A 24,020-nucleotide genomic window follows, 5' to 3' on the forward strand; every position below is an offset into this window, starting at 1 on the left:
TAACAAGGAGTCAGTTATTTCATCTTTGATCCCATCACAAGACGATTTGTGGTTTTTGCCCTTAGGCGGCACCGGCGAAATCGGTATGAATATGAACCTCTACGGCCATGATGGACAATGGTTAATGGTAGATTGCGGTGTATCGTTTAATGAACCCTTAAAGCCAGATGACCTCCATACTGCAGAAGTAGTTTGTGCCGATCCTCGTTTTATCTCCGAACAAAAAGAACGTCTTGCTGGCATAGTTATTACCCACGCCCATGAAGACCATGTGGGTGCCTTGCCTGCACTATGGCGACGCTTCAAGTGTCCTGTTTACACCACAGCGTTTACCGCTGAAGTGCTTCGTCGTAAATTGGTTCAAGTCGGCTTGGCTGATGAAGTGCCAGTTATTGTAGTGAAAGACAATGAAACGAAAAAAATTGGCGTATTCAATGTGACTTGGCTGTCGTTAACGCATTCGATTCCAGAACCTTTTGCGATGACAATTGAAACACCTGTAGGAAAAATTTTTCATACGGGTGATTGGAAAATCGATAAGAAGCCAATTATTGGAGAAGGTTTTTCTTCTGCTCGTTTTAGTGTACTCGCAAAAGAAAACATTCTCGCCATGATGTGTGATTCCACCAACGCATTACGAGATGGTCATTCAGTGTCTGAGTCTGATTGTTATGAGGCGTTATTAGCCATCATCGCACCAGAGAAAAATCGTGTTGTCGTTGGTTGCTTTAGTAGTAACGTGGCGAGGTTGGTGGCATTAGGTCGAGTAGCGCAAGAAACAGGACGTTATCTTGCTTTGGTGGGTCGTTCTCTGATTAACATGGTTGGCGCGGCGAAAGCGACAGGACATTGGCCAAGCGACTTACCTTTAATTGACGCAGCTCACATGGGCTATTTACCACGTGAAGAAGTGTTGGCTGTTGTAACAGGCAGTCAAGGCGAGCCAAGGGCGACGTTAAATCGTCTTGCCGCAGGGAATTGTTTTGATTTAACGCTAAACTCAGATGACTTAGTGATTTTTTCCGCGATGATGATTCCTGGAAACGAAGATGCCATTATGCGCTTAGTTGAACAATTTAAAGGTCAAAAAATTCGTACCTTGCAACAGCAGGATACCGAGTTACCGATCCATGTGAGTGGACATCCTTGCGTGGACGAATTAAAACAACTTTATACTTGGGTGCAACCACAAATAGCGGTTCCTGTTCATGGCGAGCCAGAGCATTTAATTGCGAATGGAAAAGTCGCAAAGTCGAGTCATGTTCCACAGCAACTCGTTGGTCGAAATGGTGATATATACGAACTTGCGCCAAGCGTGAAAATACGTCGAAAGCAAGTGTCTGTTGGGCGAATTTCTTTATCTCGTTAGTTGAAGGTAGATATATATTTTTCTATTGGCCTACATATATCTTCGGTTACTAAGTCTTAATTATTTTTCTTATAAGTATTTACTTATATTTTTATGTTGGTGCCTGCATCATTAAATCTTTATTAAGAGGGACGGTTTTATTTTAAAGTATCTTTAGGAATATTTAAGTGAAAAAAAACATTCCTTTTTATCATCTCTTAGGATGCAAAAAACTCCCTTTTTTTGATCTTAAAATAATGTGACTCTGACATGATTCGTAGCAAGTCACAGAGAGCCGCTTTATGAGCACAGAAAACATTATTGCATTGAAAGAACAATTTAAAAAAATTCCAACCACAATTATTAGTGATGCTTTAGGTCGTAATACAGGTATTAATGGATTAAAAAAATATCACCAAAAAAGTCTTAAATTAGTTGGTCGCGCTCTTACGATAAAGTGCAGCCCTGGCGATAATTTGTATATTTATAAAGCTCTTAAGCAAATTAAAAGAGGCGATATTTTGGTGATTGATGGTCGAGGTGCGATAGACAACGCCTTAATGGGCGAGCTAATTATGCTTCAAGGTCTTAAAAATGGCTGTGATGGTTTTGTCATCGATGGTGCTATTCGAGACGTTGAAGCTTTTGAAGAAGTTCCAGTTTATGCGCGTAATAACACACATTTCGGACCTTTTAAGAATGGGCCTGGTGAAATTGGTGTACCCGTGTCTATTGGCGGTCACATTGTTATGAATGGCGATATTATTGTAGCGGACGATGATGGTGTGGTGTCTTTCCCTGTAGCAGACGCTGAGGAAGTTGTGAAAGCATCATTAGTATTGCTGGAAAAAGAGGACGGTATCATTGAGCAGATCACGACAGGTAAGATGGATTGGGTTGATCAGATTTTAGATAAGGCAGGTATATAAAATGACAGCCAGCATCCTATCTCAGAAAGTCATAAACCTTAACGAATCGGCGAGCTTGAAGGCTGCGGCCTTAGCTCAGAAATTGATTTCCGAAGGAAGAAGAATTATTAATTTTTCAATCGGAGAGCCTGATTTTAATACACCTGATGCTCCTTCGTTAGAGGCAATAAAAGCCATTACTATGGGCAAGACTCATTATTCTAATCCGCAAGGAAATTTAGATTTACGAGAATCTATTTGCGAAAAATTGCAACGCGATAATGCGCTTGACTATGGTACGGACGAAATAATTGTCGGCAGTGGTGGTAAACACATTATTTACCATGCTTTTTTAGCAACCATTAATCCAGATGATGAGGTGATTGTTCCATCTCCTTATTGGGTGTCTTACCCTGATATTGCGGCACTTTGTGGTGGTAAACCTATCATTGTTCAGCCAAATTCTGAAAGCCTAAAGCTAGAGGCAGAGGAGTTAGAGAAAAATATCAGTGCGAAAACAAAGTGGGTTGTATTGAATTCACCGTCTAACCCAACGGGAGCGGTTTACACTGAAGATGAGTTACAAGCGATTGCAGAGGTGCTTAAAAAGCAACCGCATGTACTAATTTTGTCAGATGAAATTTACGAAAAGTTTGTGTATCCGCCAGCGAAGCATGTCTCTCTTGTTAATGTCGCGCCAGACTTAAAAGAGCGTACTTTAATTGTTAATGGTGCGTCTAAAGGTTATGCCATGACAGGGTGGCGTATTGGGTTTGGTGCTGGTTCAACTACTTTGGTTGCCGCCATTAAAAAGCTTATTTCTCAAACAACCACTTGCCCAAGCTCCATAAGCCAAGAAGCCGCTAAAGTCGCATTTTCAGAGACTCAGCCTTCTATAATGATGCGCGATAGTTTTCAGGGAAGACGAGATCAAGCCGTTACGATTTTATCGACTTCTGAGCTTTTGGGAGACATACGCAAGCCAGAAGGCGCTTTTTACCTGTTCTTAAATCTAGAAAAGATTGTTGGTAAGCAAACAGCATCAGGTAAGGTACTTAATATGGATGATGATGTCGTCGAGTTTTTACTTGAAGAAGCAAATGTATCCACTGTTTCTGGCAGTGCTTACGGTTTTTCACCTTGTTTGAGAATCTCTTTTGCTTGTTCGATTGAGCAGATTACCCAAGGTTGTCAGGCGATTGTTGATGCGTTAGCAAGCCTAAAAGATTAGTCCAAGCTTTTTTGTTTCCATTACCCTCCCTGTGATGATTTACCACTGGATCCTTGTGATTCAGTGGTTTTTTTATTCTGACGAGCTTAGATTATTGGTAAAGTGGATTTCTTTATCTTGGGAGTATTTCTAGATATCTCATAAAACAAAAAATACATGTGCCCAAACACTGGCATTAGCTGGAGTATATAAATGATCACCTTTAAACAAGTAGAAGCTTTATATTGGATTTCAGAGCTAGGTAACTTTGCGGCTGCCGCAGATAAATTAAATACGACGCAATCTGCTATTTCGAAGCGAATAAATGAGCTTGAATCGGTTTTTGATATAGAGGTATTTGATCGGTCTAGACGAAATGCAAAATTGACAGAAAAAGGCACTGAATTATTGGCCTTGTCAAAAGACATGCTCGACATGCGAGATTATGTTCTTGAGCGAATGAGTAGCCCTGAAACCCTCCATAAGCGTTTTCGTATCGGCGTGACGGAACTCACCGCATTAACTTGGTTGCCTAAATTGGTGAAGCTGATTGCACACAACTATCCTAAATTAATTATTGAACCTCAAGTTGAGCTAAGTTCAACCCTACTTGAAAAACTGGCAAATGATTCTTTAGACATGATTATTGTGCCGGATGTTTATGAAGATACAGCCTACAAGGTGTGCCGTCTCAAAACGGTAAAAAATGCATGGATGTGTACGCCAGACTATGTACCGACTGATGGACCAATTGACTTTGAGTCTCTCTCTAAACTGAATGTGCTGACTCAAAGTAACTTGTCTGGAACTGGGGTGATTTATGAAAGATGGTTTTTGCAGAATGGTTTCAAAGTAACGAGAAAACTATTGAGTAACAGTTTGGTCGCGCAAATTGGTTTGACCCTATCCGGTATTGGTATTAGTTACTTACCTATTTCTGCGATGAAAAAGCACCTAGATAGCGGTTCATTAAAAATATTAGACATTACGCCTCAGCTTCCTGAAGTGAGATATGCCGCACTTCATAGGGCGGATCGCGATTCTAAACTTTATAGTGATGTTATCAGTTACGCATCTGCATCTTGTGATTTTGATGGGGTTTTGATCGGCGCTTCTTAATATCACTAAAAGTGATGGTTTCGAATGATTTTAAGTCTCTTTTTTATTTGTTTTCTTCGCTATAGAGTAATTTCATCACACAAGTTAAAACGTTTCCGATCAATATGAAGAACGACAATAGATTTTTTATTTATGAAAACGTCACCAGAAAATAAACCAGAATTAATCATAAGTATGATGGGTGAGGCCGCAATATTATTTGATGCAGGAATGGAATTAGATGCTCCTGAATTAGGATTGCAGACAAGAATTTGGAGTGTTTCCAAAAGGCTTGAAGCAATCAAAGGGGTTTCTGAAGTCATTGTTGGTATGAATAATTTCTTAGTGTCATTCGTACCAGCAGATTTACCTCATGCAGAAGTACAGCAGAAGGTCTCTGATTATTGGCAGCAAGATGCGCTTGAAGGCGCTTTGAATGTGAAATCACATATTATTGATGTGGTTTATGGCGGAGAGTATTTAGAGGATTTGAAACGGGTTGCGGAATACAGCCAGCTGTCTATAGATCAAGTTATTGAACTTCATTCCACATCAAAATACACGGTTTTTACTCTAGGTAGCCAACCCGGATTACCTTATTTGGGAGGTTTACCCAGTCAATTAGATATTCCTCGCAGGTCTTCTCCTAGAGCAAGAGTCGAGTCCGGTGCCGTTATTATTGCAGGTGGGCAAGCCAGCGTCTTGTCTCGAACATCTGCTTGCGGTTGGCATGTTATTGGCCAAACAGATTATGACGTTTTTAATATTAACAATGACAGTCCTGCGGTATTTGCTCCAGGTGATATTGTGGAATTCAGAGTAAAAGGGGTTCACCTTTGATTGAAGTTATTACTCCAGGTATTCAGACCACAATTCAGGATAGAGGGAGAACAAAATTCCGTGCAATAGGCGTTGGTTTTAGTGGTGCTATGGATGCATTTTCTTCTGCAATCGCTAATCATTTGGTTATGAATGATGAAGATGCCGCTGTATTGGAAATTACGTATGGTAACGCCAGTTTTCGTTTTCATAGTGATACATATATTGCTCTTACAGGCGCAGATACATCGGCTACTCTTGACGCAAAATCGATACCTTGTTGGTGGTCCTTTCCGGTAAAAGCTGGACAGGTATTAAGGTTAAAAATGAGCTCTGAGGGTTTAAGGACCTATTTGGCTGTTGCGGGTGGTTTCAATGCCCCAGAGGTTATGGGATCAAAGTCAACGGATCTAAAAACTCAAATAGGTGGACTGTCTGGTAGGCCATTACGTAAAGGAGATGAATTATCCATTCCTGCATACAAAGGGCCGCAATGCCCTTCCTTTGGTCTTTCTAAATCAATTCAGCCAATGCATAAGCCAGTGAATGGCGAGTGCGTGGTTCGCTTTATTGTAGGGGCTGAGTGGACATATTTAACAGATGATAGCCAGCAAATGGTTGTGTCATCTCCTTGGCAAGTGAGCAATGAAACTAACCGTCTTGGTGCTCGTCTAGAAGGAGTACCTCTTTCTCTGAAAGCACCTTTAGAATTAATGTCACACGGCATTGTGCCTGGCTGTATTCAGTTACCGCCTTCAGGGCAGCCTGTCATTCAGTTGCAGGATGCGAATACCTGTGGCGGTTACCCAAAAATAGGGGTTGTGATTGCCAGTGATATGAGATTGCTGGCACAGATTAAGCCGGGCAATACGGTGAAATTTGAGATGTGCAGTGTTGAAGATGCGTTAGAAATTGCAAAACAAGAAAGAAAAAAACTATCCAAGATATTTCATAATATTGACATGATGAGAAAAACTTTTTCTCATCAAAAGTAACGGTGATATATGCGAACAATTGATATAAATTCAGACATGGGCGAAGGCTTTGGTGTATACAAATCCGCTCCTGATAGTGAGTTATTACAGTATGTAACCTCTGCGAATATTGCTTGTGGTTTTCATGCTGGTGATCCACAGGTTATGTTAAAAACCATTAAAGAAGCACAACGAAATAATGTTCGTATTGGTGCGCACATAGGGTATCCAGACATCCAAGGCTTTGGTAGAAGAGACATTAAGTTTTCACTGGATGAGTTGTATTCGATGGCCTTATATCAATTGGGTGCATTGTCTGGTATCGCGAAATCTGTCGGTGCTAGTGTTACTTATGCAAATTTCCATGGTGCCTTAGGAAACCTTTCTTTTCGGGATGAAGAGGTAGCAAAAACACTTATTTCAGCGATAAAAGATTTTGACTCAAATTTGATTTATATCGGTATCTCAAATACCTGTGCAGCAAGCGAAGCAGAACGTCAAGGCCTAAAGGTTATGTACTCATTTTTGGCTGATCGAGGGTATACCTCTGCTGGTTTGTTGGCAAAAAGAGGCACACCTAATGCCGTGATAAAAAATTTAACTCAGGTTAGTGATAGAGTTAAAAAACTCTTAACAGAAGGCCTTGTTGAAACAACAGAGGGTGACTGTATCAACATGAAAGTTGATTCCATATTGGTTCACAGTGATACACCAAATGCTTTGGAATTAGCAAAAGTTATCAAAAACGCGGTTGTTGAAAGTGGCTGTACTGTGACTGCGGACTAAACTAATTATCTTATTCATAAAATCATATGGAATCACTTTGTTAATTGGTTTTAATGATTATGTAGCCCTTTACTTAACAAACCCTCGTTAGCTAACTGTGATTTTTTATTGAGTCCTAAAAGTGATCTATCAAGATAAATAAATATCCCTTTTTTTTCTATTATAAGTGCTGTCTACTGATTTCAACCCTACCAAAATAAAGCGACAGAGATTGCTTTTGCTGGGCATTTTAATTATTACTTAAGGAACTTTTACAATGAAATCATTAAAAAATATTGCTTCGCTGTGTATGGCAACAACGGTTGCTTTTACAGCCCAATACTCTATTGCTGCGACTCAGTGGGATCTTCCACTTGCTTGGCCTGCTGATAACTTTATTACTAAAGCGGTCACTGAATTCACTGATGATGTGAAAGCTACAACAAATGGAGAACTTGATATCATCACTCACCCTGGCGGCTCATTAGGTTTTAAAGGCCCAGATATGTTCGGTGCGGTACGTGATGGACTAGTGCCAATCGGTGATATGCTGCTGAGCCAACAAACAGGTGAAGACCCTCGTCTTGGTTTAGCATCTTTACCTTACTTAATTGGTAGTCTTAAAGAGCTTGAAAAATTTGGTACTTTCTACCGTCCTCTTCTGGATGAGATTTATGCAAAAAATAACCAAAAAATTCTTTTTACACTTCCTTGGCCTGATCAACAAATTTTTACTACAGAAGCCATCGAAACAATCGATGACATGAAAAATGTAAAAATCCGTACTTTTAATAAAAGTACTACAGAAGTATTTGAGGCTGTCGGTATGACTCCGGTTCAGCTTCCTTGGGGCGAAGTAGTGCCTTCATTAGCCTCTGGTGCAATCGACGCTGTAGCGACTTCTGCAGCTTCTGCGGTTGATGGGTCATTTTGGGAATTCCTAGGCTATATTTATCCGACTCGTCAATCTTGGAATACGAATGTAGTGAGCGTTAACCTTGATTACTGGAATGATTTGTCAAAAGATAACCAACAAAAAATTGAAGCATTAGCGAAAGAATTCGAACCTAAAGTATGGGCTTCTATAGATGGCATTAATGTTAGTGATATGAAAAAGTTAACAGATCACGGCATGGTTGCAGGTACTATTAGTGATGATTTGAGAGCAAAATTTAAAGAGCTTGCTTCACCATTGCGTGAGAAAGAAATCAAATTAATGGGACCATCTGCACGTAAAGTGGTAGACGCCTTTCAAGCAGCAAATTAATTTCTATTATTCAACCATAATAACCCTTGATAGCATTCAGCTTTCGAGGGTTATTTCTATTTATTTGGAGGAAATATGATTGTTGTATTAACCAAATTAGTTGACTGTGTTTGCTTGATTGCATGCTATATCTCAGGTATCGCTATTCTTGCTATTGCATTGATGCAAGTAACAGAAATTATTGTTCGCAATGCCTTTGACTACAGTTTTCCCTTTGTTTGGGAGTTTGCATCGTATTTGCATATTGGTGCTGTTTTTCTTGCCGCAGGCTATACGTTGCGTTCAGGAGGTCATATTCGAGTGACTATTCTTCAACGTTTTCATTCTAAGGCCTTTGAAATTGGTGCAACATTAGTAGCGTTAGCTATTTCTACTTTTTTATCCATGGCGATTTTTAAGTTTGCGTTTAAGTATTTTGAAACAGGGCGTACCTCAGGTACTGTGAATGATATCCCGCTTGCTATACCTGCTTTTTTTATGGCCTTCGGTGCTGCATTACTCACAGTACAGTTGGTGATGAGGTTGCTTCAAACCATCACAAATAAACCGTTTGAAAGCGCTCCGCATCTGAATAATGATAACTCGTAGAAGGAATGCACCGATATGTCACTTCCAATAATTACCACCTTTGCCTTGCTGTTTTCTTTATTAGCTTCTGGCGCATGGGTATTCCTTTCATTGCTTGGAGTAGGAATAGGTAGCCTTTCTATTTTTAAAAGCATTCCTGTTGATCGAATTTTGTCCCAAACGGTTTGGAATGGTCTTTCATCACCTGAACTGGTTGCTCTACCTCTTTTTATATTAATGTCTGAGTTGCTCATGCGTTCTCGTTTTATTGATGGGCTTTTTAGAGCCATTGAGCCTTGGGTAAGACGCTTACCTGGCGGACTCCTTCATACCAATGTGGTTGGTTGTACATTTTTTGCTTTGATTTCAGGTTCATCTGCCGCGACAACCAGTGCAGTGGGTAAGATCACCTTAAAAGAGCTAGATGCACGAGGTTATGATTCTCAGCTTGCTATGGGAACACTCGCTGGCGCAGGGACATTAGGTTTCTTAATCCCACCAAGTATTATCATGATTATCTATGGTGTGTTGTCTCAAACATCGGTATTGAAGTTGTTTGCCGCGGGTATTATCCCTGGGCTGATGTTAGCGCTTTTGTTGATGGTTTATATCGCGTTTGCTGATCGAAAAAGGCACACTCGTTCGGAAGCGATAGATGAAAACATATGGAAAGATAGGTTGGTAAACCTTCCTGCTTTGACGCCTTTTATTATCCTCATGTCTGGATTACTAATCGCTTTGTATGGTGGTTTTGCTAGCCCTTCTGAAGCCGCTTCGATTTCAGTTGTGATTACGCTGTGTATTATGTTGTGGGAGAAGTCACTTAATTTAAAAGCCCTAATGGCTGCTTTGATTGGTACGGCTCGAACGGCGAGTATGCTGGGGCTTATTATTGCATCGGCGTCTTTTTTATCGACGGCAATGGGCTTTCTTGGGCTTCCACAAGCGATATCGGGTTTGATTAGCTCATTTAACTTATCGCCACTCGAATTGGTTGCGCTCTTGGTTGTAGTGTACATTATTTTAGGGTGTTTCTTAGAAGGTATGTCTTTGATTCTAATGACATTGCCGCTAGTTTTACCACTTATTACTGCTGCAGGATACGATAAGATTTGGTTCGGTGTGTTCTTGATTATCGTCGTAGAACTGGCGCAAATATCGCCACCTGTTGGGATGAATTTATTTGTTATTCAAGGACTTACGGGCGAGAAGCTGGGTGAAATTGCGAAATCTGTGTTGCCTATCTTTATCATTATGGTGTGTTTTGTATTCTTCTTAGCTGTCTTTCCTGAAGTTGTAACCTTCTTGCCTTCATTAATGGGTTAATTATTTTCTCTTATAGATTTAACTTAATTCGCCCATGGATGGGCTGAATTAAGTTAAATCTGTTTAATCTGTGTTTCGATTGCTGCAGTTAGTTAATCGGTGCGAAAACGGTTTTAGAAGTTTGCCCTGGAATTTCTTTGGCAAGTTTTGGCACTAAATATCCTGGTAATTCTGCGGCGACTTTTCCCATTAATTTCTGTGCGTCTTCAACGCTTATATCAAAATGTGCTGCACCTTCTACTGGGTCGAGCGTGAACATGTAATAAGGCAAAATACCAGCAGAAAATACGGCTTCACTTAAGTTTACTTGCGCTTCTACGGAATCGTTTATGCCTTTGAGTAATACGCCTTGGTTCAATACTGTAACGCCAGCTTGTTTGAGCTTGAATGCGGCTTGAGCCAGTTCTTCGTCCATTTCGTTAGCATGGTTAATATGCCACACCATAATAATGTCGAGTCGAGAAGCGCGAATCCAATCGATCATGTCCTTTGTTACTCGTGCTGGAATGACCACGGGCAACCTAGAGTGAATGCGTAGGCGTTTTATTTGGGGTAAGGCTTCGAGTTGTCGAATCTTTTTAACCAGTAGGGCGTCTTTCATCATCAAAGGGTCACCGCCGCTTAGAATGACTTCGTTTACGTCTGGGTGTGCTTGGAGATAATCTATGACAGATTGCCATTCTGCTTGCGCCAGTTGATTATCACCATAAGGAAAATGACGGCGGAAGCAGTAACGGCAGTTCACCGCACAAGTACCTGTTGTGATGACTAATAAGCGCCGTTTGTACTTATGTACTATGGCTTTTTGTGGGTTATGATCCGCTTCTTCTAATGGGTCTTTATTGTAGCCCAATACTTTTTGCATCTCGGTTGCACTGGGTAAAATTTGTAACAACAGCGGATCGTTCGGATTACCGTATTCAATACGTGATAAATAAGGGCGCGGTACCAAAAGCTTAAAACTCTGATGTGCTTCTGTACCTTGTTCGATCAAACTCTCAGGAAGGCCAAGGTGATAAATTAGCTTAGGTAAAGAGGTAATTGCCCGTGAAAGGTGCTGTGACCAGCTTAACTCGTTCTCTGTTTGATTGTTTGTTTGTATTGGTATCACGTCAAATGTCTGCAAAATTGAGTTCAATTAGGGTATGATTGCGCCATCTTATTTTTTGGTCTGTAAGGCTGATGGCTCTTGAATCGATCTTAAGACTGACATCATACGTCAGTCAGAGCTTTTTCTCTAAAATATACTGTGAGGATGTATGGCTAATCTTTCTACCAGCGATATGCGCACCGGCGCTAAAGTACTTGTTGATGGCGACCCATGTTCTGTATTAGAAAACGAACATGTTCGACCAGGTAAAGGTCAGGCGTTTAACCGCCTTAAGTTACGTAACCTGAAAAGTGGTCGTGTATGGGAACGTACTTTTAAATCTGGCGAATCTTTAGAAGCGGCAGATGTGATGGAAACCGATATGGAGTACTTGTACACCGACGGTGAGTTTTGGCACTTCATGGCAGTTGATGGCACTTTTGAACAACACGCAGCTGATGCCAATGCTATTGCTGACACAATCAAATGGTTGAAAGAACAAGAGAAATACGTTGTGACTTTGTACAACGGCGCACCATTACTCGTAACACCACCTAACTTCATTGAACTTGAAGTAAAAGACACAGATCCAGGTGTAAAAGGCGATACGGCAAACGGCGGTTCTAAACCTGCTTATTTGGTTACTGACGCTATGGTTCGTGTACCCTTGTTTATCAATATTGGTGAAGTATTACGAATTGATACGCGTACAGGCGAATACGTTTCTCGCGCAACAGGTAAGTAATAGCTTACTCGTTTTAGCAAGCGAACATTAAAAAGCCCTCGATAGGAAACTATCGAGGGCTTTTTTCATTAACTTCATACTATTTCGTATTATCTGTAATTGCCTTATCAATTGAATAAGCACCAGCGCCGCTGAAGACTAAAGATACAGCAACGACGAATAGGGTAAGCGCATATTCGTAGCCATTTGCAGACATGAATAACCCATTAGAAATATGTACAGTAAAAATAGCCATTAGCATAGTAAAGGCAATAACAGCTGCTGCTGGTCGGACGAGTAAGCCAATAATCAGTGCTAAGCCTCCGAAGAATTCAGCACTACCAGCCATAAGGGCCATGAAATAACCAGGTTCTAAACCAATAGAAGCCATCCATTGTCCTGTACCCTCTAGACCATATCCACCAAACGAGCCAAATAATTTTTGTGCTCCATGCGCCATTAAAATAACGCCAACTGGAATACGTAATATCGTGCTAGCTATGCCTGATGTTGTATTGGTTAAAGTATTGATCAAAGCGTTTTTCATTTAGGTTTACCTTATGTATTCAGATTGTTCTATTAAGTTGAACGCACTATAACGAATAAGGTGACGCTTAAATAGCGGAGGTTTTTGAGGTGGCAGTTCAAATAAATTGAACATAGACGAAACGGTTCGCTTGTGATTTGCTTGCTCACTATTAATCAATCGAAAAACAATAATAAGTAAGGTGAAATATGACAAAGTCATTAATGGGTAAAGTTGCTGTTGTTACTGGTGGTGCGTCAGGAATTGGTCTTGCTAGCGCTGAATCTATGATGGCTGAAGGTGCTTTAGTCGTTATTGTCGATCGAGATGAGGCGACATTAGCGACATTGAAAGAAAAGCATGGCGACGCTTTGATAACCTTACCTACGGATTTACTTGATACAGAAAGTTGTGCCGCTTTGATTCCTCGAATTTTGGAAAAAACCAAAGTGATTGATATTTTCCACTCTAATGCTGGATTATACGTAGGTGGTGATTTGGTGGATGCAGAAAACGATGCCATTGACCGCATGTTAAATTTAAACATCAATGTTGTGATGAAAAACGTGCGTGATGTTCTTCCTCACATGATCGAGCGTGGTGTTGGGGATATTCTTGTTACCAGTTCACTGGCAGGGCATTATCCAACACCTTGGGAGCCTGTTTACGCGTCGTCAAAATGGGCGATTAATTGTTTTGTACAAACTGTACGTCGCCAAGTTTGTAAGCAAGGGATTCGTGTAGGCTCTGTTTCACCAGGTCCAGTAATTACTTCCTTGTTGTCTGATTGGCCAGCCGAAAAACTAGAAGAGGCAAAAAACTCAGGTAGCCTGATGGACGCCAGTGAAGTCGCTGAGGCTTTGTTGTTTATGGTGACTCGCCCACGTCATGTGACTATTCGAGATATTGTCATCATGCCTTCACAGTTTGACTTATAGGTGCGTTGATTAGTTTGCTTTAGTTCAACAGGGAAGAGGTGACCAAATGGGTGTTCTCTTCTTGTTATTAAAGTAGTCCTAGTAGGGCTACATTAGGGCTACTTCCTATTCAGCTTAAGTTGCAGGCGTTTTTAGATAGGAAGTTATTTACGGCGTTCAATGCCTATTAGTTAGTAGGGATGGTGATTAATGCGCTCAGTAATACTTTGTTTAGACTGCGCTTAATTACTATGTTGTTTTCTTTATTTGGTTCATCCGCTTTTGTAACTCTTTTTCTATCCTATTACGGTCATAAGGTTTCATTTTTTTCCATTGACTGCACTCTGGGCGAGTACGTGCACAACCTAAGCACCAGCTGTTTGGTCCTGAAAAATTACAGAGGTCTATACATGGGCTTTTCTGCTTTTTCACGAGCTCTCCACTTCAATGTTCTGCTTGTCAGAAAACTTATTATTTATAATTTTTTTAATGTTTCTTCGACACCTGTTTCCAGTTGGCGTAGGCGGTTGAGTTCCTCAAAAATTCGTTGTTCTAAATTTTTAAAGTTGAGGGGCAGAGTTCGCTGGCAGATATGGTAGCCTTTGCCTATCGTTTGGTATCCTTTCCAGCTTTTTATACGGTCGCTTTCTCGCTCTAGAAATTTTTCAATAAATTCAGGTTGAGATGGACAGTCTTCTTCCGCATGCATGCAAATAGGAAAAGATTTTTGCTTTATCTGAGGTGCTTCAATAAACGTTTCAAAATGAATGCCACCCTGGTTATGGTTATGCCAGCTTGATTTGTAGAGTTGTAGATAAGGGCCGCGGTTGTATATCTCCCAGCCATCGTCAAACCAGTTTGCATTTCTGAGCAACTTTTCGAGATTGCGGAAAACATTTTTTACATCTTTCATAAAGCTAAGCCATGTCTATTATTCGATTTTTGTAGCGCTCTTGAGTGGAACGGTGTCCATTCAAGAGCGCTATTTTATCTTACTAAAGGCCGCGTCACTAACGGCCTTTCTAGATGGATAGTGAACTATTTATATAGGCATCTTTCTAGTGAACCGCGGATATAGTCTTCATCGAGATTTTTTCCAATAAAAACCATTTTGTTGGTTGGTGCTTCATCACCCCAAGGTTTACCTTGTTGTGCACCAAGCAGCATATGAACTCCTTGATACACAATTCGATGACTTTCATCATGTATACCTAGCACGCCTTTCATACGGTAGATGTCAGCGCCTTTTTCTTGCAAGAAAATCCCTAGCCATGCATTGATAATATCGCCATCAAATACTCCCTGTAATTCGATAGATACCGAAGATACGACATCGTTGTGTTCATGCTCGGCATTAAAGTAATGCTCAGCCACGGGGAAATATTCTGTATCGTCTTGGCTTAAGAGTGCTAATTCAAACTCTTCAGGTGTGTGCTGAGCAAAAACAGCGATGTCTTTAGGTGTTTTTACTTCCAAATAGAACTCATACATATCCTGACCTTCTAGCTGAAGTTGATAGCACTGATTGGTTAGATTGAGTATTTGCTTATGGTTAATGGGCTCACCTGTTTTCGAGAACTCAATAAATATCGTTTCTGCCAAATCAAGCACTGTGGTCTCAGAGGTCTTATTGACGTCAGTCATAAGAAAAGTCATGTCAGGATCTGGACCATTTGCCATTTTAAAATGATACTGTCCAGCTGGTAATTGCCATATGCCACCCCACTCGAAAGGGTACTCTGGTTCCAAAAAGTTTGGTTTCATATCCATGGCGCGTTGAAGGTTAAAACCACCTATGTCTAGTAGCTCCGCTATAGGGGCGTCAGCCATAGTGGCAGAATAGAACCCCGCTATTTTGTTCATGTCTTGCAAACGTTTTTTCAGGTCGAACATTTGATCTGTTGTTACTAAATCGGCTTTGTTTAATATTATGCGATCAGCGAAACCCACCTGTGACATAACTTCATTAGTACCGTCATCTAGATGCATACTCACGTGCTTGGCATCCACAAGGGTGATAATACCATCAAGTTCGTATAGTTCATTAATAGAAGGATCGACGAAAAATGTTTGCGCAACAGGGCCGGGATCGGCCATGCCTGTGGTTTCTAAAATGACGCGGTCGAATTTGTCTTTACGCTCAGCCAATTCATTTAAAATACGAATTAAATCCCCACGGACAGTGCAACAGATACAACCGTTATTCATTTCGAATATTTCTTCATCGGCGTTAATCACTAGGTCTTGATCTATGCCTATTTCACCAAACTCGTTCTCGATTACCGCGATGCGCAGACCATGCTCCTCTGACAAAATACGATTAAGCAGAGTCGTCTTGCCACTACCAAGAAAGCCAGTGAGCACGGTAACGGGAATCGTATTAGACATTTTTTTCTCCTAAGATATTTTTATTATGTTATATCATAACTTTTAAGTGTGTTGACGATACTCCTTGGAAGCCAGTTTTTCAAGATTTACGAGTGAGGGTCATTAACAGAAGTGTCATTACTTTTATTGGCTTACAAACCTTTCACTAATATGCACAAGGTTTTTAATTGTTGATAAGTATTGAGTTTATCAACAATGTTTTCCGGATATGAATCAACAGAAAAATCCAGCGGCCAGCCGCAGTTGATCCGAAAGCAGTCATGATAAAAATCATGCGTACTAAAACAAGCGCCACTGCGCATGTCGATCTGTTTTTCTAGAGCGGCTTTTTCTAGCTCGATGCTATTTAAGTTCGGGATCTGAACCCAGAGAACCATGCCGCCTTGCGGTTGGCTTATTCTTGCTTCATTGGGCAAATGTTCAATAAGAAACTGTCGATATTGATGGACTTGTTTACTGAGCATTAAGCAGGTTTTATTTACATGGCTGCGATAATCCCCTGTATTGATAAATTCTGCCATAGAGGATTGCATTAAACCGTTTACGCCAAATCCTGTGGCGATGTGTTTTTTTAGATACTGGGCTAAATATCGCCCCGGTAAACACCAACCAAGACGCAAGCCCGCAGCGAGGGTTTTTGATACCGAACCACACCAAAGTACATAACCTTCTTTGTCCCAATGTTTCGAAGGTAGGGCGTTTTGCTTTTGATGGCTGAGTTCAAAATAAATATCGTCTTCAATCATAGGTGTTTGGTATGTCGCAGCCAATTGGGCCAGCGCTTGTTTCTGTTTGGCTGGTAAGGTTAATCCTGTTGGATTGATGTTCGAGGTGCTGAAAAGCGACGCGGCGACTAAGCCTTGCTGCAATATCGATTCGAAATATTCCAAATCGAGCCCTGTTTCTTGCACTGGAATTTCAATGACATTGCGAGAAAGGCCGACCAACAAATCCAATAAACCACTGAAACAAGGCGAGCCAATCGCAATGGTATCGCCTTCGTTGGTGGTGGTTTCTATGGCTGTGCGTATTGCATCGATACAACCATGAGTAATCACCAATTCGTCTGCTAGAAAAGAAAGGTTGTCATACTGAAAGTGATTGGCTAACGAGCTTCTTAAATTTTGTTCACCTTGTGGCTCAGGGTAGTCAAATAGTTGTTGTCCTGCTCTCCTGGTGACGCGCTTTATGCAACGTTGTAACTCGTTGGTGGGTTGTAGCTCTGGCGCAATCATCGATGTTCCCAATGGCGTAAAAAGTGCTGATATTGGGTTGTAGCCATTACTCGGTGCGAATTTTTTGGGATCTCGTTGTTCCATGTTTTGAAAGTCTATCGTAGGAAAAATATTGCCCTCAGGTTGATTAATCATGTGTTGATTGGCAACAAAGTAGCCTGATTGTGGTTGTGCGTATATCCAGCCCGTTTGTTGTAGATAATCATAGGTTTTGGTGGCGGTTGTCATGCTCACTTGATGTTGTTTCGCCATCGCTCGTAAGGCGGGTAAGCGCGTACCAACCGATAATTTTTGCGATTTGATGTCTTCAATAAATTGATTGGCGAGGCTTTCGTATAGCGTCATTACATGACCTTTAGCTTAATTAATAAAAACGTTTTTTGTGAATTGTACTCTGTTTTTTGTTAAAAATTGAATCTGCACTCTTTTTGTTTTTTCACTGATACTGCTGTTATTGACATTATTCTTGATAGAGAACGCAGAAATGAAATTACGAGATTTAGGGTTATTGTTTGCTTTAATGGCGCTGTGGGGATTTAACTTTAGTGTGATTAAGCTTGGGGTGAATACGATTGATCCTTTGGTGCTCACCGCATTACGTTTCAGTTTTGCTGTGTTTCCCTTAGTGTTTTTTATTAAAAAGCCTGATGTGCAATGGCGTTATTTAATCGCTTATGGCTTGTCTTTTGGTGTTGGCGTTTGGGGGATGACGACCTTGTCGATTGGTGCTGGATTATCGGCTGGCATGGCATCTTTGTTATTGGATATGAGTGTCGTGAGTGGTTTATTTGTAGGTTGGTTTTTCCTTCACGAGAAGATCACTAAGAATAAACTTTTGGGTACAGGCCTAGCCTTATTAGGTTTGGTGTTGATCATGTACTCAGAAGGCGGAGCGGTTACTTTAAAAGGCTTAGTTTTTGTGTTGATCGCTTCGATATTTTGGAGCTTTAATGCTTTGATTGTGAAGCGAGCCAATACCCAATCCATCTTTGCTTTTAATATTTGGGGAATGCTATTCGCCCCTTTGCCATTGCTATTATTGGCCGTGTTTTCTCATGGTTCAGAAATAGTGACAAACCTGCCTAATCAGTTTAACCAATGGACGCTGTTTTCTGCTTTGTTTCAGGCGTATCCAACGACCTTGTTGGGCTATTGGTTCTGGAATAAGATGATTATGAAATACAGCATTTCAAGCGTTGCGCCCATGACATTACTGGTGCCTGTATTTGGTATCTTGGGTGGGTGTTTTTTTTATGATGAAGTGATTGGCGTGAACCAGTTAGTGGCGGCCATACTCATTCTATCGGGATTGTTTATTGGGCAAATGGCGTTACCACGGTTCTTACAGATTAATAAGACCAAAATCATATAGGAGAAAATGAATGCAAGATATTCATTACGGTTTGATTATGATCGCCGCACTTATTGCGACGGGAAGTCCAGGGCCAGCGACATTAGCCATTGCAGGAACTTCAATGAATTTTGGCCACCGTCATGGGATTGTGATGGCGTTAGGCATATTAACAGGGTCTTTTATATGGTCCTTTTCGGCTGCATTCGGCATGGCGGCCTTGATGTATGCGAATGCATGGTTGTTTGATATTTTTCGTTATTTTGGCGCGGCGTATTTACTGTATTTAGCCTACAAATCGTTCAAATCCGCTTTATCTCCTAAAGAACTCATATTAGAGAGAACGGTGGGATTTTCGATAAGAAGTGCGTATTTACGAGGGTTGGCGATTCATCTTACGAACCCTAAAGTCATCTTGTTTTTTGGTGCGTTATATTCAATGGGCGTGCCTAGCACTGTTGGTATAGATGGATTGCTATCGATTATTTTTCTTGTGGGAATACAGAGCGCTTGCCTGTTTATCGGTTATGCCCTGTTATTTTCTTATGCCCCCGTCAGGCATTTCTATTTTAAAATGAGTCGTGTTTTTGACACTGCTTTCGCGTTTTTCTTCGGCGTCGCCGGTATTAAAATACTGCTGAGTAAGCTAACGGCTTAACTCAGCCTTTGCTATGATGGCTTTTATTTTCCAGAGCTTTTCTTATGTACGATGCATCGTTATGGCAACCCAGTGCTGATCTCTCCATTTTAAAAAAGCGTGCTCAGCTGCTGAAGGCTGTTCGCGCTTTTTTTGATACACGATATGTGATGGAAGTGGATACGCCTTGCTTGTCGTTGGGAAGTATTTCTGATCCTCATATTGAAGTGTTAAACAGTCATACTCGCTCCCAAGGCCAAGATTTAACCTACTATTTACAGACTTCTCCTGAATACGCTATGAAACGCCTGCTTTGTGCTGGCTCTGGTTCTATTTATCAATTGGGGAAAGTCTTTCGAGCGGAAGATGTTGGTCGTCGTCACAGTATCGAATTCACCATGCTGGAATGGTATCGTGTTGGATTTGACCATTGGCAATTGATGGATGAAATTCAGTGTTTACTGGTGACCTTGTTTGGTGATGACTCTCTACAGTGTGAACGTCTAAGCTATCAAGATGCATTTCTGCGTCACACAGGACTTGACCCTTTTTCAGCCAGCTTGGCTCAGTTGCAAGAATATTCTCATGCATGCACCGAATACGGGTTACAAGAAGTCGACAGAGATACCTTATTAGAGTTGATTTTTTCCAGTGTGGTAGAGGCTGCTATAGGTACTCAGCAGCCTTGTTTTGTTCATAGTTATCCCGCGTCGCAAGCCGCGTTAGCAAAGACACACATGGATGAAAATGGTCAGCTGGTCGCCGCAAGATTCGAGTTGTATTGGCAAGGTATGGAACTGGCAAATGGGTATCATGAACTGACGGATGCAGAAGAACAGGCAAAACGTTTTGCTGAAGATAAAGCGACCCGTTCATCTTTAAAACTTGCAGACAGACAGTTTGATGAGCGCCTGATTCATGCACTAGAAAGTGGTATGCCTGAATGCGCTGGCGTGGCATTGGGTATTGATAGGTTGTTAATGCTGAAGTGTAGTAAGTCACATATTTCTGAAGTATTGCCGTTTGCCCATTCACGCTCTTGATGATTGTTTTTATAGTCTCAGGGTAGTTACTAAAATAATAACAATGACGTACTAGTTTTTGGAGTCAAAGTGTTGAAAGAAAAATACGGTGTGAGTATGAAATGGTTTGCGTCATCAAAACAGGCCGTTTGGCTGTATTTTTGTGCATTTTTCATCGTCATTTTATTGATCTGGAAAGGTGGCGAAGCCGTTCGCAATCAGCAAATTAAGACTTTACGACTTGATTCCTTTGAAGAGTTAAATCAGCTTGCCAGTGTGTTAGAAAGTGCTATTGCCAAATACCAGCACATGCCAACTTTGCTGGCTTCTAACGATAGAGTGAAAAAGGCTCTGCGAGATGGTTTTGAATCAGACATCAATCAGTTGAATCGAGAACTAGAGCAAATCAACCGGATTACCGAAGCATCGGACAGTTATATTTTGAATGCGGATGGATTGACGATAGCCGCTTCTAACTACGCAGGTGCCAGTAGCTTTGTTGGCAGTAATTATGTATTTCGACCTTATTTTAAAGACGCTATTGTAGGCAAACCAGGACGATATTATGCATTAGGCATTATGTCGAATCGCCGCGGCTATTATTTTTCTTACCCTATTTATGAAGGCGATTCTATTATAGGCGTGGCGGTTGTAAAGGTGGATTTAACACAATTTGAAAAACGTTTTGCCAACCAAAATTATGAGTTTGTACTATTAGATCCAGATAATGTTGTATTTAGTGGCTCCCGTCCTAACTGGCTGTATCGCGTATTAGGTGAGTTATCTCATGAAGAGCTAAAACGCATTGCGGATTCTCAGCGTTATGGCGATAAAACGATTGAAAAATTGGCGATCACCTACAAGAAGCCGTTTGATGATCAGTCTTACATTGTAGAAATTCTAGAAAATCGGATGACGAACAATAGCGATAATTTGAATCGCGTTTCTTACCTTAAAATGAGTCGACCGATTCGTCTGTTGAATTTCCAAATTTCTATTTTAGCACCGCTTAAAATCATCAATGAAGATATTGCATTATGGCGTGCTATTTTTGCTGGTGGTGTGACGATTACCGCCTTACTTTTTGGTTTGGCTATGTTGCGTACTCGAATGTTGCGTGAGCGTTCCGATGCTAATGAAATGACACGACACAATCAGGCTTATATTCGTGAGGTCATTCAAAATACTCAGGCAGGCTTGGTGACGTTGGACGGAAGCCACAGAATAGAGTCTTTTAACCCTGCCGTTGAAAAGCTAGTAGGACAACCACTTGCGCCTTTGGTGGGGCAGCCTTTGAGTGTTTTATTTCAACCTGACGAGCAAGATGCATCAATATTATCTGATCATGAGAATTTTTGGGATGCGGCAAACAGTTTAGGTATTAAAGTTCTCACTAGAGAAGGCCGCTTATATTATTCGAATAAGGTGTCTGTACCTGTAGAAATGACTCTGTGTGAAATGCAGTTGCCTAATCGCCTTAGTTATTTGGTTACTTTCCATGATATGACAGAGCGTAAACGTTATGAGCAAGAAATCACCCAAGCGAGAATAGATTTAGAAGAGCGAGTAAAAGCCAGAACCTTCGAATTGGAGAGTGCGAACACACGATTACGTGATGAAATGGAAGAGCATAAGGGGACTCAGCGTGAGCTAATTCAAACGGCGAAATTGGCTGTGTTGGGCCAGCTCAGTGCGGGTTTAAATCACGAGTTAAATCAACCATTAACGGCTATTCGAGCCTTTGCTGGTAACAGTTTAAAGTTTCTTGATAGAGGCCTTTATGATCAGGCTCATGCAAACTTGCAGCATATTAACCAGCTTGGTCATCATATGGGGGATATCATTGCTCGTTTCAAAGTATTCGCTCGTAAAGGTGATGTTCAGCATGGACCTATTGCGGTTCAAACTGCCATTATGGGGGCGCTTAAAATTATTGGCACTCGTTATAAAGAAGTAGATATCACGCTCACAGTAATGGAAGACCAAGACTTTATCGTCAATGGTGATATGGTTTTTTTAGAGCAAGTTTTAGTTAACTTATTGGCAAACTCTGCTGATGCGATCGTAGAGCAGCCGAATGGCTCGCGACAGGTTGCTATCATCCAAACGGCTATAGAAAACGACATTGTTATTCGCATACAGGATTCAGGAAGTGGTTTAAGTGAAGAGGCGATTAAGCATCTTTTTGAACCCTTCTTTACATCTAAATCGTCGGGGTTGGGTTTAGGTCTCGGCTTGTCTATTAGTCAGCGTATAGTTGAAGCGATGGGTGGGCAAATTAGTGCACAGAACCAAGTAACAGGTGGTGCAGAATTTTGTGTTAGGCTACCTCGTTTTATTCCACATACATCCCTTTCTGATGCAGCTATAGAGGAACACTAATGCAAAGTGGTAACCAAGTACTCTTAATTGATGATGAGCAAGCGGTTCGCATGGCTATTTCTCAGACATTGCAGCTGGAAGATTTTGATGTCGCTGAATTTTCAAGTACGCAAGGTGTTGTTGAACGCCTGTCTTTGGATTGGTCCGGCGTCATTGTTAGTGATATTAACTTGCCTGGAAAAAGTGGTTTAGAGCTTTTTGAAGAAGTTAAAAAAATAGACGCTGAAATTCCTTTTATTTTAATTACAGGTCACGGTGACATCAGTATGGCTGTCAGTGCAATACGTGACGGTGCCTATGATTTTATTGAAAAACCTTTTTCTAACGAAGATTTTATTGAAGTTGTACGTCGAGCCTCTGAAAAACGTCGTTTAACGTTAGAGAATCGAAACTTACGTCTTGAATTGGTAGCGCAAAATGCGCCAGGCCCCCGAATCATTGGTAACACATCGGGTATTCACCGTTTACGTCAGGCGCTATTACATGTGGCGGACACTGCCGCAGATATCTTAATTCAAGGTGAGACTGGCACAGGGAAGGAGTTAGTTGCCCGATACATTCATGAACATAGCTCACGTCGAGGCCATGCTTTCGTAGCTATTAACTGTGGCGCAGTACCTGACTCTATTATGGAATCTGAGCTTTTTGGTCATGAAAAGGGTGCTTTTACAGATGCTAAAACTCAGCGTATTGGTAAGTTAGAACACGCTAATGGTGGTACTTTATTTCTTGATGAAATTGAAAGCATGCCCATGTCTATGCAAATACGTTTATTGCGTGTTTTGGAAGAACGTCGCTTAGAGCGTTTAGGGTCAAATACTGGTATTGATTTAGACTTGCGGATTTTAGCTGCGACTAAAGTAGATCTGAAACAACTGAGTGAAGGTGGCACGTTTCGCGAAGATTTGTATTATCGATTAAACGTAGTGCGAGTAGATATTCCGCCATTGCGTGAACGAAAAGATGATATCTCACTGCTCTGGCAACATTTCTGTTTGGTGGCCATCGCGCAATATAAGCGTGAGTCTGAATCTATTTCGGCAGAGCGAATGCACAGCTTATTAACCTACGATTGGCCAGGTAATGTACGAGAGTTAAGAAACCTTGCTGAGCGATATGTTTTGATGGGTGAGGCTGGGTCTTTTGAGTTCGATGAAATTATCACAAATGAGAATAATCCCGGTGTCATGACTTTACCAGAGCAAATGGAGCGTTTCGAAAAAACCTTGTTAGAACAGGAATTAATGCGCCAAAAAGGGTCAATAAAAAGCACCATGGATGCACTTGGCCTGCCTCGTAAAACGCTGTATGACAAAATGCGGAAATATGGTTTAGATAAGGACATTTTTAAGCAGTAATCTTTGGTCTAGAGTAGTAATTGTACTATTATATTAACCTCTAATTATTAGACATAACGCTCTGAATGATTAGCTTATATCTTTTAATAACATTTCTTATTGTTTGGA

General features: G+C 41.0%; 23 protein-coding genes. 17 read left to right on the top strand and 6 right to left on the bottom strand.

Features of this window, described 5'->3' with window-relative positions; genetic code table 11:
- Window positions 1-25: 25 nt before the first annotated feature.
- The 10 genes from IF202_RS00785 to IF202_RS00830 all read left to right on the top strand — a co-directional run bounded on the left by IF202_RS00785 (window position 26) and on the right by IF202_RS00830 (window position 10,282).
- On the top strand, window positions 26-1,369 hold the full coding sequence (locus IF202_RS00785; protein WP_206705336.1) for a ribonuclease J: 1,344 nt from the start codon (window positions 26-28) through the stop codon (window positions 1,367-1,369).
- A 281-nt stretch (window positions 1,370-1,650) separates the two neighbouring features.
- A complete protein-coding gene (locus tag IF202_RS00790) occupies window positions 1,651-2,277 on the top strand; it encodes an RraA family protein (protein WP_191592968.1) in 627 nt (208 codons plus the stop codon).
- Window position 2,278: 1 nt separating this feature from the next.
- A complete protein-coding gene (locus IF202_RS00795; protein WP_191592969.1) occupies window positions 2,279-3,487 on the top strand; it encodes a pyridoxal phosphate-dependent aminotransferase in 1,209 nt (402 codons plus the stop codon).
- Between the two features lie 192 nt (window positions 3,488-3,679).
- Window positions 3,680-4,585, top strand: coding sequence for a LysR family transcriptional regulator (locus IF202_RS00800; RefSeq protein WP_191592970.1), 906 nt, complete (start codon window positions 3,680-3,682; stop codon window positions 4,583-4,585).
- Window positions 4,586-4,717: 132 nt separating this feature from the next.
- Complete coding sequence (pxpB, locus tag IF202_RS00805; protein ID WP_191592971.1) at window positions 4,718-5,404, top strand: 5-oxoprolinase subunit PxpB; 687 nt, start codon at window positions 4,718-4,720, stop codon at window positions 5,402-5,404.
- Window positions 5,401-6,378: a 5-oxoprolinase subunit C family protein gene (locus tag IF202_RS00810; RefSeq protein ID WP_191592972.1), complete on the top strand. Its 978-nt coding sequence runs from the start codon at window positions 5,401-5,403 to the stop codon at window positions 6,376-6,378. The genes pxpB and IF202_RS00810 overlap by 4 nt, the downstream gene beginning before the upstream one ends.
- A gap of 9 nt (window positions 6,379-6,387) precedes the next feature.
- Window positions 6,388-7,143, top strand: coding sequence for a LamB/YcsF family protein (locus tag IF202_RS00815; protein ID WP_191592973.1), 756 nt, complete (start codon window positions 6,388-6,390; stop codon window positions 7,141-7,143).
- A 256-nt stretch (window positions 7,144-7,399) separates the two neighbouring features.
- Window positions 7,400-8,389 (top strand): TRAP transporter substrate-binding protein, encoded by a 990-nt coding sequence (locus IF202_RS00820; protein WP_191592974.1) that lies wholly within the window; start codon window positions 7,400-7,402, stop codon window positions 8,387-8,389.
- A 75-nt stretch (window positions 8,390-8,464) separates the two neighbouring features.
- Window positions 8,465-8,977 (top strand): TRAP transporter small permease subunit, encoded by a 513-nt coding sequence (locus IF202_RS00825; RefSeq protein WP_191592975.1) that lies wholly within the window; start codon window positions 8,465-8,467, stop codon window positions 8,975-8,977.
- A 15-nt stretch (window positions 8,978-8,992) separates the two neighbouring features.
- Window positions 8,993-10,282 carry a TRAP transporter large permease gene (locus tag IF202_RS00830; RefSeq protein ID WP_191592976.1) on the top strand — a complete coding sequence of 430 codons (1,290 nt, stop codon included), beginning with the start codon at window positions 8,993-8,995 and terminating at the stop codon, window positions 10,280-10,282.
- Between the two features lie 88 nt (window positions 10,283-10,370).
- On the opposite strand, the gene epmB is transcribed toward IF202_RS00830, so the two are convergent.
- On the bottom strand, window positions 10,371-11,393 hold the full coding sequence (epmB, locus tag IF202_RS00835) for an EF-P beta-lysylation protein EpmB (RefSeq protein ID WP_191592977.1): 1,023 nt from the start codon (window positions 11,391-11,393) through the stop codon (window positions 10,371-10,373).
- Window positions 11,394-11,541: 148 nt separating this feature from the next.
- Between epmB and efp the strand changes: the two genes are divergently transcribed.
- On the top strand, window positions 11,542-12,117 hold the full coding sequence (efp, locus tag IF202_RS00840) for an elongation factor P (protein ID WP_191592978.1): 576 nt from the start codon (window positions 11,542-11,544) through the stop codon (window positions 12,115-12,117).
- A gap of 79 nt (window positions 12,118-12,196) precedes the next feature.
- On the opposite strand, the gene IF202_RS00845 is transcribed toward efp, so the two are convergent.
- Window positions 12,197-12,643: a DoxX family protein gene (locus IF202_RS00845; RefSeq protein WP_191592979.1), complete on the bottom strand. Its 447-nt coding sequence runs from the start codon at window positions 12,641-12,643 to the stop codon at window positions 12,197-12,199.
- 188 nt (window positions 12,644-12,831) lie between these two features.
- On the opposite strand from IF202_RS00845, the gene IF202_RS00850 reads away from it, so the two are divergent.
- The gene (locus IF202_RS00850; RefSeq protein WP_191592980.1) at window positions 12,832-13,560 is read left to right on the top strand and encodes an SDR family oxidoreductase; all 729 of its coding nucleotides are present in this window, start codon (window positions 12,832-12,834) and stop codon (window positions 13,558-13,560) included.
- Between the two features lie 228 nt (window positions 13,561-13,788).
- Here the strand turns inward: IF202_RS00850 and IF202_RS17385 are convergent, their stop codons facing one another.
- The 4 genes from IF202_RS17385 to IF202_RS00870 all read right to left on the bottom strand — a co-directional run bounded on the left by IF202_RS17385 (window position 13,789) and on the right by IF202_RS00870 (window position 17,507).
- Window positions 13,789-13,971: a DUF1289 domain-containing protein gene (locus tag IF202_RS17385; protein ID WP_191592981.1), complete on the bottom strand. Its 183-nt coding sequence runs from the start codon at window positions 13,969-13,971 to the stop codon at window positions 13,789-13,791.
- A gap of 43 nt (window positions 13,972-14,014) precedes the next feature.
- Window positions 14,015-14,452: a hypothetical protein gene (locus IF202_RS00860; protein WP_191592982.1), complete on the bottom strand. Its 438-nt coding sequence runs from the start codon at window positions 14,450-14,452 to the stop codon at window positions 14,015-14,017.
- A 125-nt stretch (window positions 14,453-14,577) separates the two neighbouring features.
- Window positions 14,578-15,927, bottom strand: a complete 1,350-nt coding sequence (locus IF202_RS00865) for a CobW family GTP-binding protein (protein ID WP_191592983.1) — start codon at window positions 15,925-15,927, stop codon at window positions 14,578-14,580.
- A gap of 131 nt (window positions 15,928-16,058) precedes the next feature.
- On the bottom strand, window positions 16,059-17,507 hold the full coding sequence (locus IF202_RS00870) for an aminotransferase-like domain-containing protein (protein ID WP_191592984.1): 1,449 nt from the start codon (window positions 17,505-17,507) through the stop codon (window positions 16,059-16,061).
- Between the two features lie 139 nt (window positions 17,508-17,646).
- On the opposite strand from IF202_RS00870, the gene IF202_RS00875 reads away from it, so the two are divergent.
- From IF202_RS00875 to IF202_RS00895, 5 genes are all read left to right on the top strand, one after another.
- Window positions 17,647-18,534, top strand: coding sequence for an EamA family transporter (locus IF202_RS00875; RefSeq protein WP_191592985.1), 888 nt, complete (start codon window positions 17,647-17,649; stop codon window positions 18,532-18,534).
- A gap of 10 nt (window positions 18,535-18,544) precedes the next feature.
- A complete protein-coding gene (locus tag IF202_RS00880) occupies window positions 18,545-19,171 on the top strand; it encodes a LysE family translocator (protein ID WP_191592986.1) in 627 nt (208 codons plus the stop codon).
- A 44-nt stretch (window positions 19,172-19,215) separates the two neighbouring features.
- Window positions 19,216-20,193 carry an EF-P lysine aminoacylase EpmA gene (gene epmA, locus IF202_RS00885; protein ID WP_191592987.1) on the top strand — a complete coding sequence of 326 codons (978 nt, stop codon included), beginning with the start codon at window positions 19,216-19,218 and terminating at the stop codon, window positions 20,191-20,193.
- 69 nt (window positions 20,194-20,262) lie between these two features.
- Window positions 20,263-22,554 carry an ATP-binding protein gene (locus IF202_RS00890; protein WP_328797178.1) on the top strand — a complete coding sequence of 764 codons (2,292 nt, stop codon included), beginning with the start codon at window positions 20,263-20,265 and terminating at the stop codon, window positions 22,552-22,554.
- Complete coding sequence (locus tag IF202_RS00895) at window positions 22,554-23,912, top strand: sigma-54-dependent transcriptional regulator (RefSeq protein WP_191592988.1); 1,359 nt, start codon at window positions 22,554-22,556, stop codon at window positions 23,910-23,912. The genes IF202_RS00890 and IF202_RS00895 overlap by 1 nt, the downstream gene beginning before the upstream one ends.
- Window positions 23,913-24,020: the final 108 nt, after the last annotated feature.

Origin of the sequence: Marinomonas colpomeniae, assembly GCF_014803385.1 — a bacterium.
GTDB lineage: Bacteria > Pseudomonadota > Gammaproteobacteria > Pseudomonadales > Marinomonadaceae > Marinomonas > Marinomonas colpomeniae.

Bases quoted from the DNA above. Each gene is read 5' to 3' on its own strand.
- IF202_RS00825 (WP_191592975.1), top strand. From the start codon at position 8,465: ATGATTGTTGTATTAACCAAATTAGTTGACTGTGTTTGCTTGATTGCA.
- IF202_RS00845 (WP_191592979.1), bottom strand. From the start codon at position 12,643: ATGAAAAACGCTTTGATCAATACTTTAACCAATACAACATCAGGCATA.
- IF202_RS00815 (WP_191592973.1), top strand. From the start codon at position 6,388: ATGCGAACAATTGATATAAATTCAGACATGGGCGAAGGCTTTGGTGTA.
- IF202_RS00795 (WP_191592969.1), top strand. From the start codon at position 2,279: ATGACAGCCAGCATCCTATCTCAGAAAGTCATAAACCTTAACGAATCG.
- IF202_RS00875 (WP_191592985.1), top strand. From the start codon at position 17,647: ATGAAATTACGAGATTTAGGGTTATTGTTTGCTTTAATGGCGCTGTGG.
- efp (WP_191592978.1), top strand. From the start codon at position 11,542: ATGGCTAATCTTTCTACCAGCGATATGCGCACCGGCGCTAAAGTACTT.
- pxpB (WP_191592971.1), top strand. From the start codon at position 4,718: ATGAAAACGTCACCAGAAAATAAACCAGAATTAATCATAAGTATGATG.
- IF202_RS00850 (WP_191592980.1), top strand. From the start codon at position 12,832: ATGACAAAGTCATTAATGGGTAAAGTTGCTGTTGTTACTGGTGGTGCG.
- IF202_RS00895 (WP_191592988.1), top strand. From the start codon at position 22,554: ATGCAAAGTGGTAACCAAGTACTCTTAATTGATGATGAGCAAGCGGTT.
- epmA (WP_191592987.1), top strand. From the start codon at position 19,216: ATGTACGATGCATCGTTATGGCAACCCAGTGCTGATCTCTCCATTTTA.
- IF202_RS00880 (WP_191592986.1), top strand. From the start codon at position 18,545: ATGCAAGATATTCATTACGGTTTGATTATGATCGCCGCACTTATTGCG.
- IF202_RS00870 (WP_191592984.1), bottom strand. From the start codon at position 17,507: ATGACGCTATACGAAAGCCTCGCCAATCAATTTATTGAAGACATCAAA.
- IF202_RS00800 (WP_191592970.1), top strand. From the start codon at position 3,680: ATGATCACCTTTAAACAAGTAGAAGCTTTATATTGGATTTCAGAGCTA.
- IF202_RS00790 (WP_191592968.1), top strand. From the start codon at position 1,651: ATGAGCACAGAAAACATTATTGCATTGAAAGAACAATTTAAAAAAATT.
- IF202_RS00860 (WP_191592982.1), bottom strand. From the start codon at position 14,452: ATGAAAGATGTAAAAAATGTTTTCCGCAATCTCGAAAAGTTGCTCAGA.
- IF202_RS00820 (WP_191592974.1), top strand. From the start codon at position 7,400: ATGAAATCATTAAAAAATATTGCTTCGCTGTGTATGGCAACAACGGTT.
- IF202_RS00830 (WP_191592976.1), top strand. From the start codon at position 8,993: ATGTCACTTCCAATAATTACCACCTTTGCCTTGCTGTTTTCTTTATTA.
- IF202_RS00865 (WP_191592983.1), bottom strand. From the start codon at position 15,927: ATGTCTAATACGATTCCCGTTACCGTGCTCACTGGCTTTCTTGGTAGT.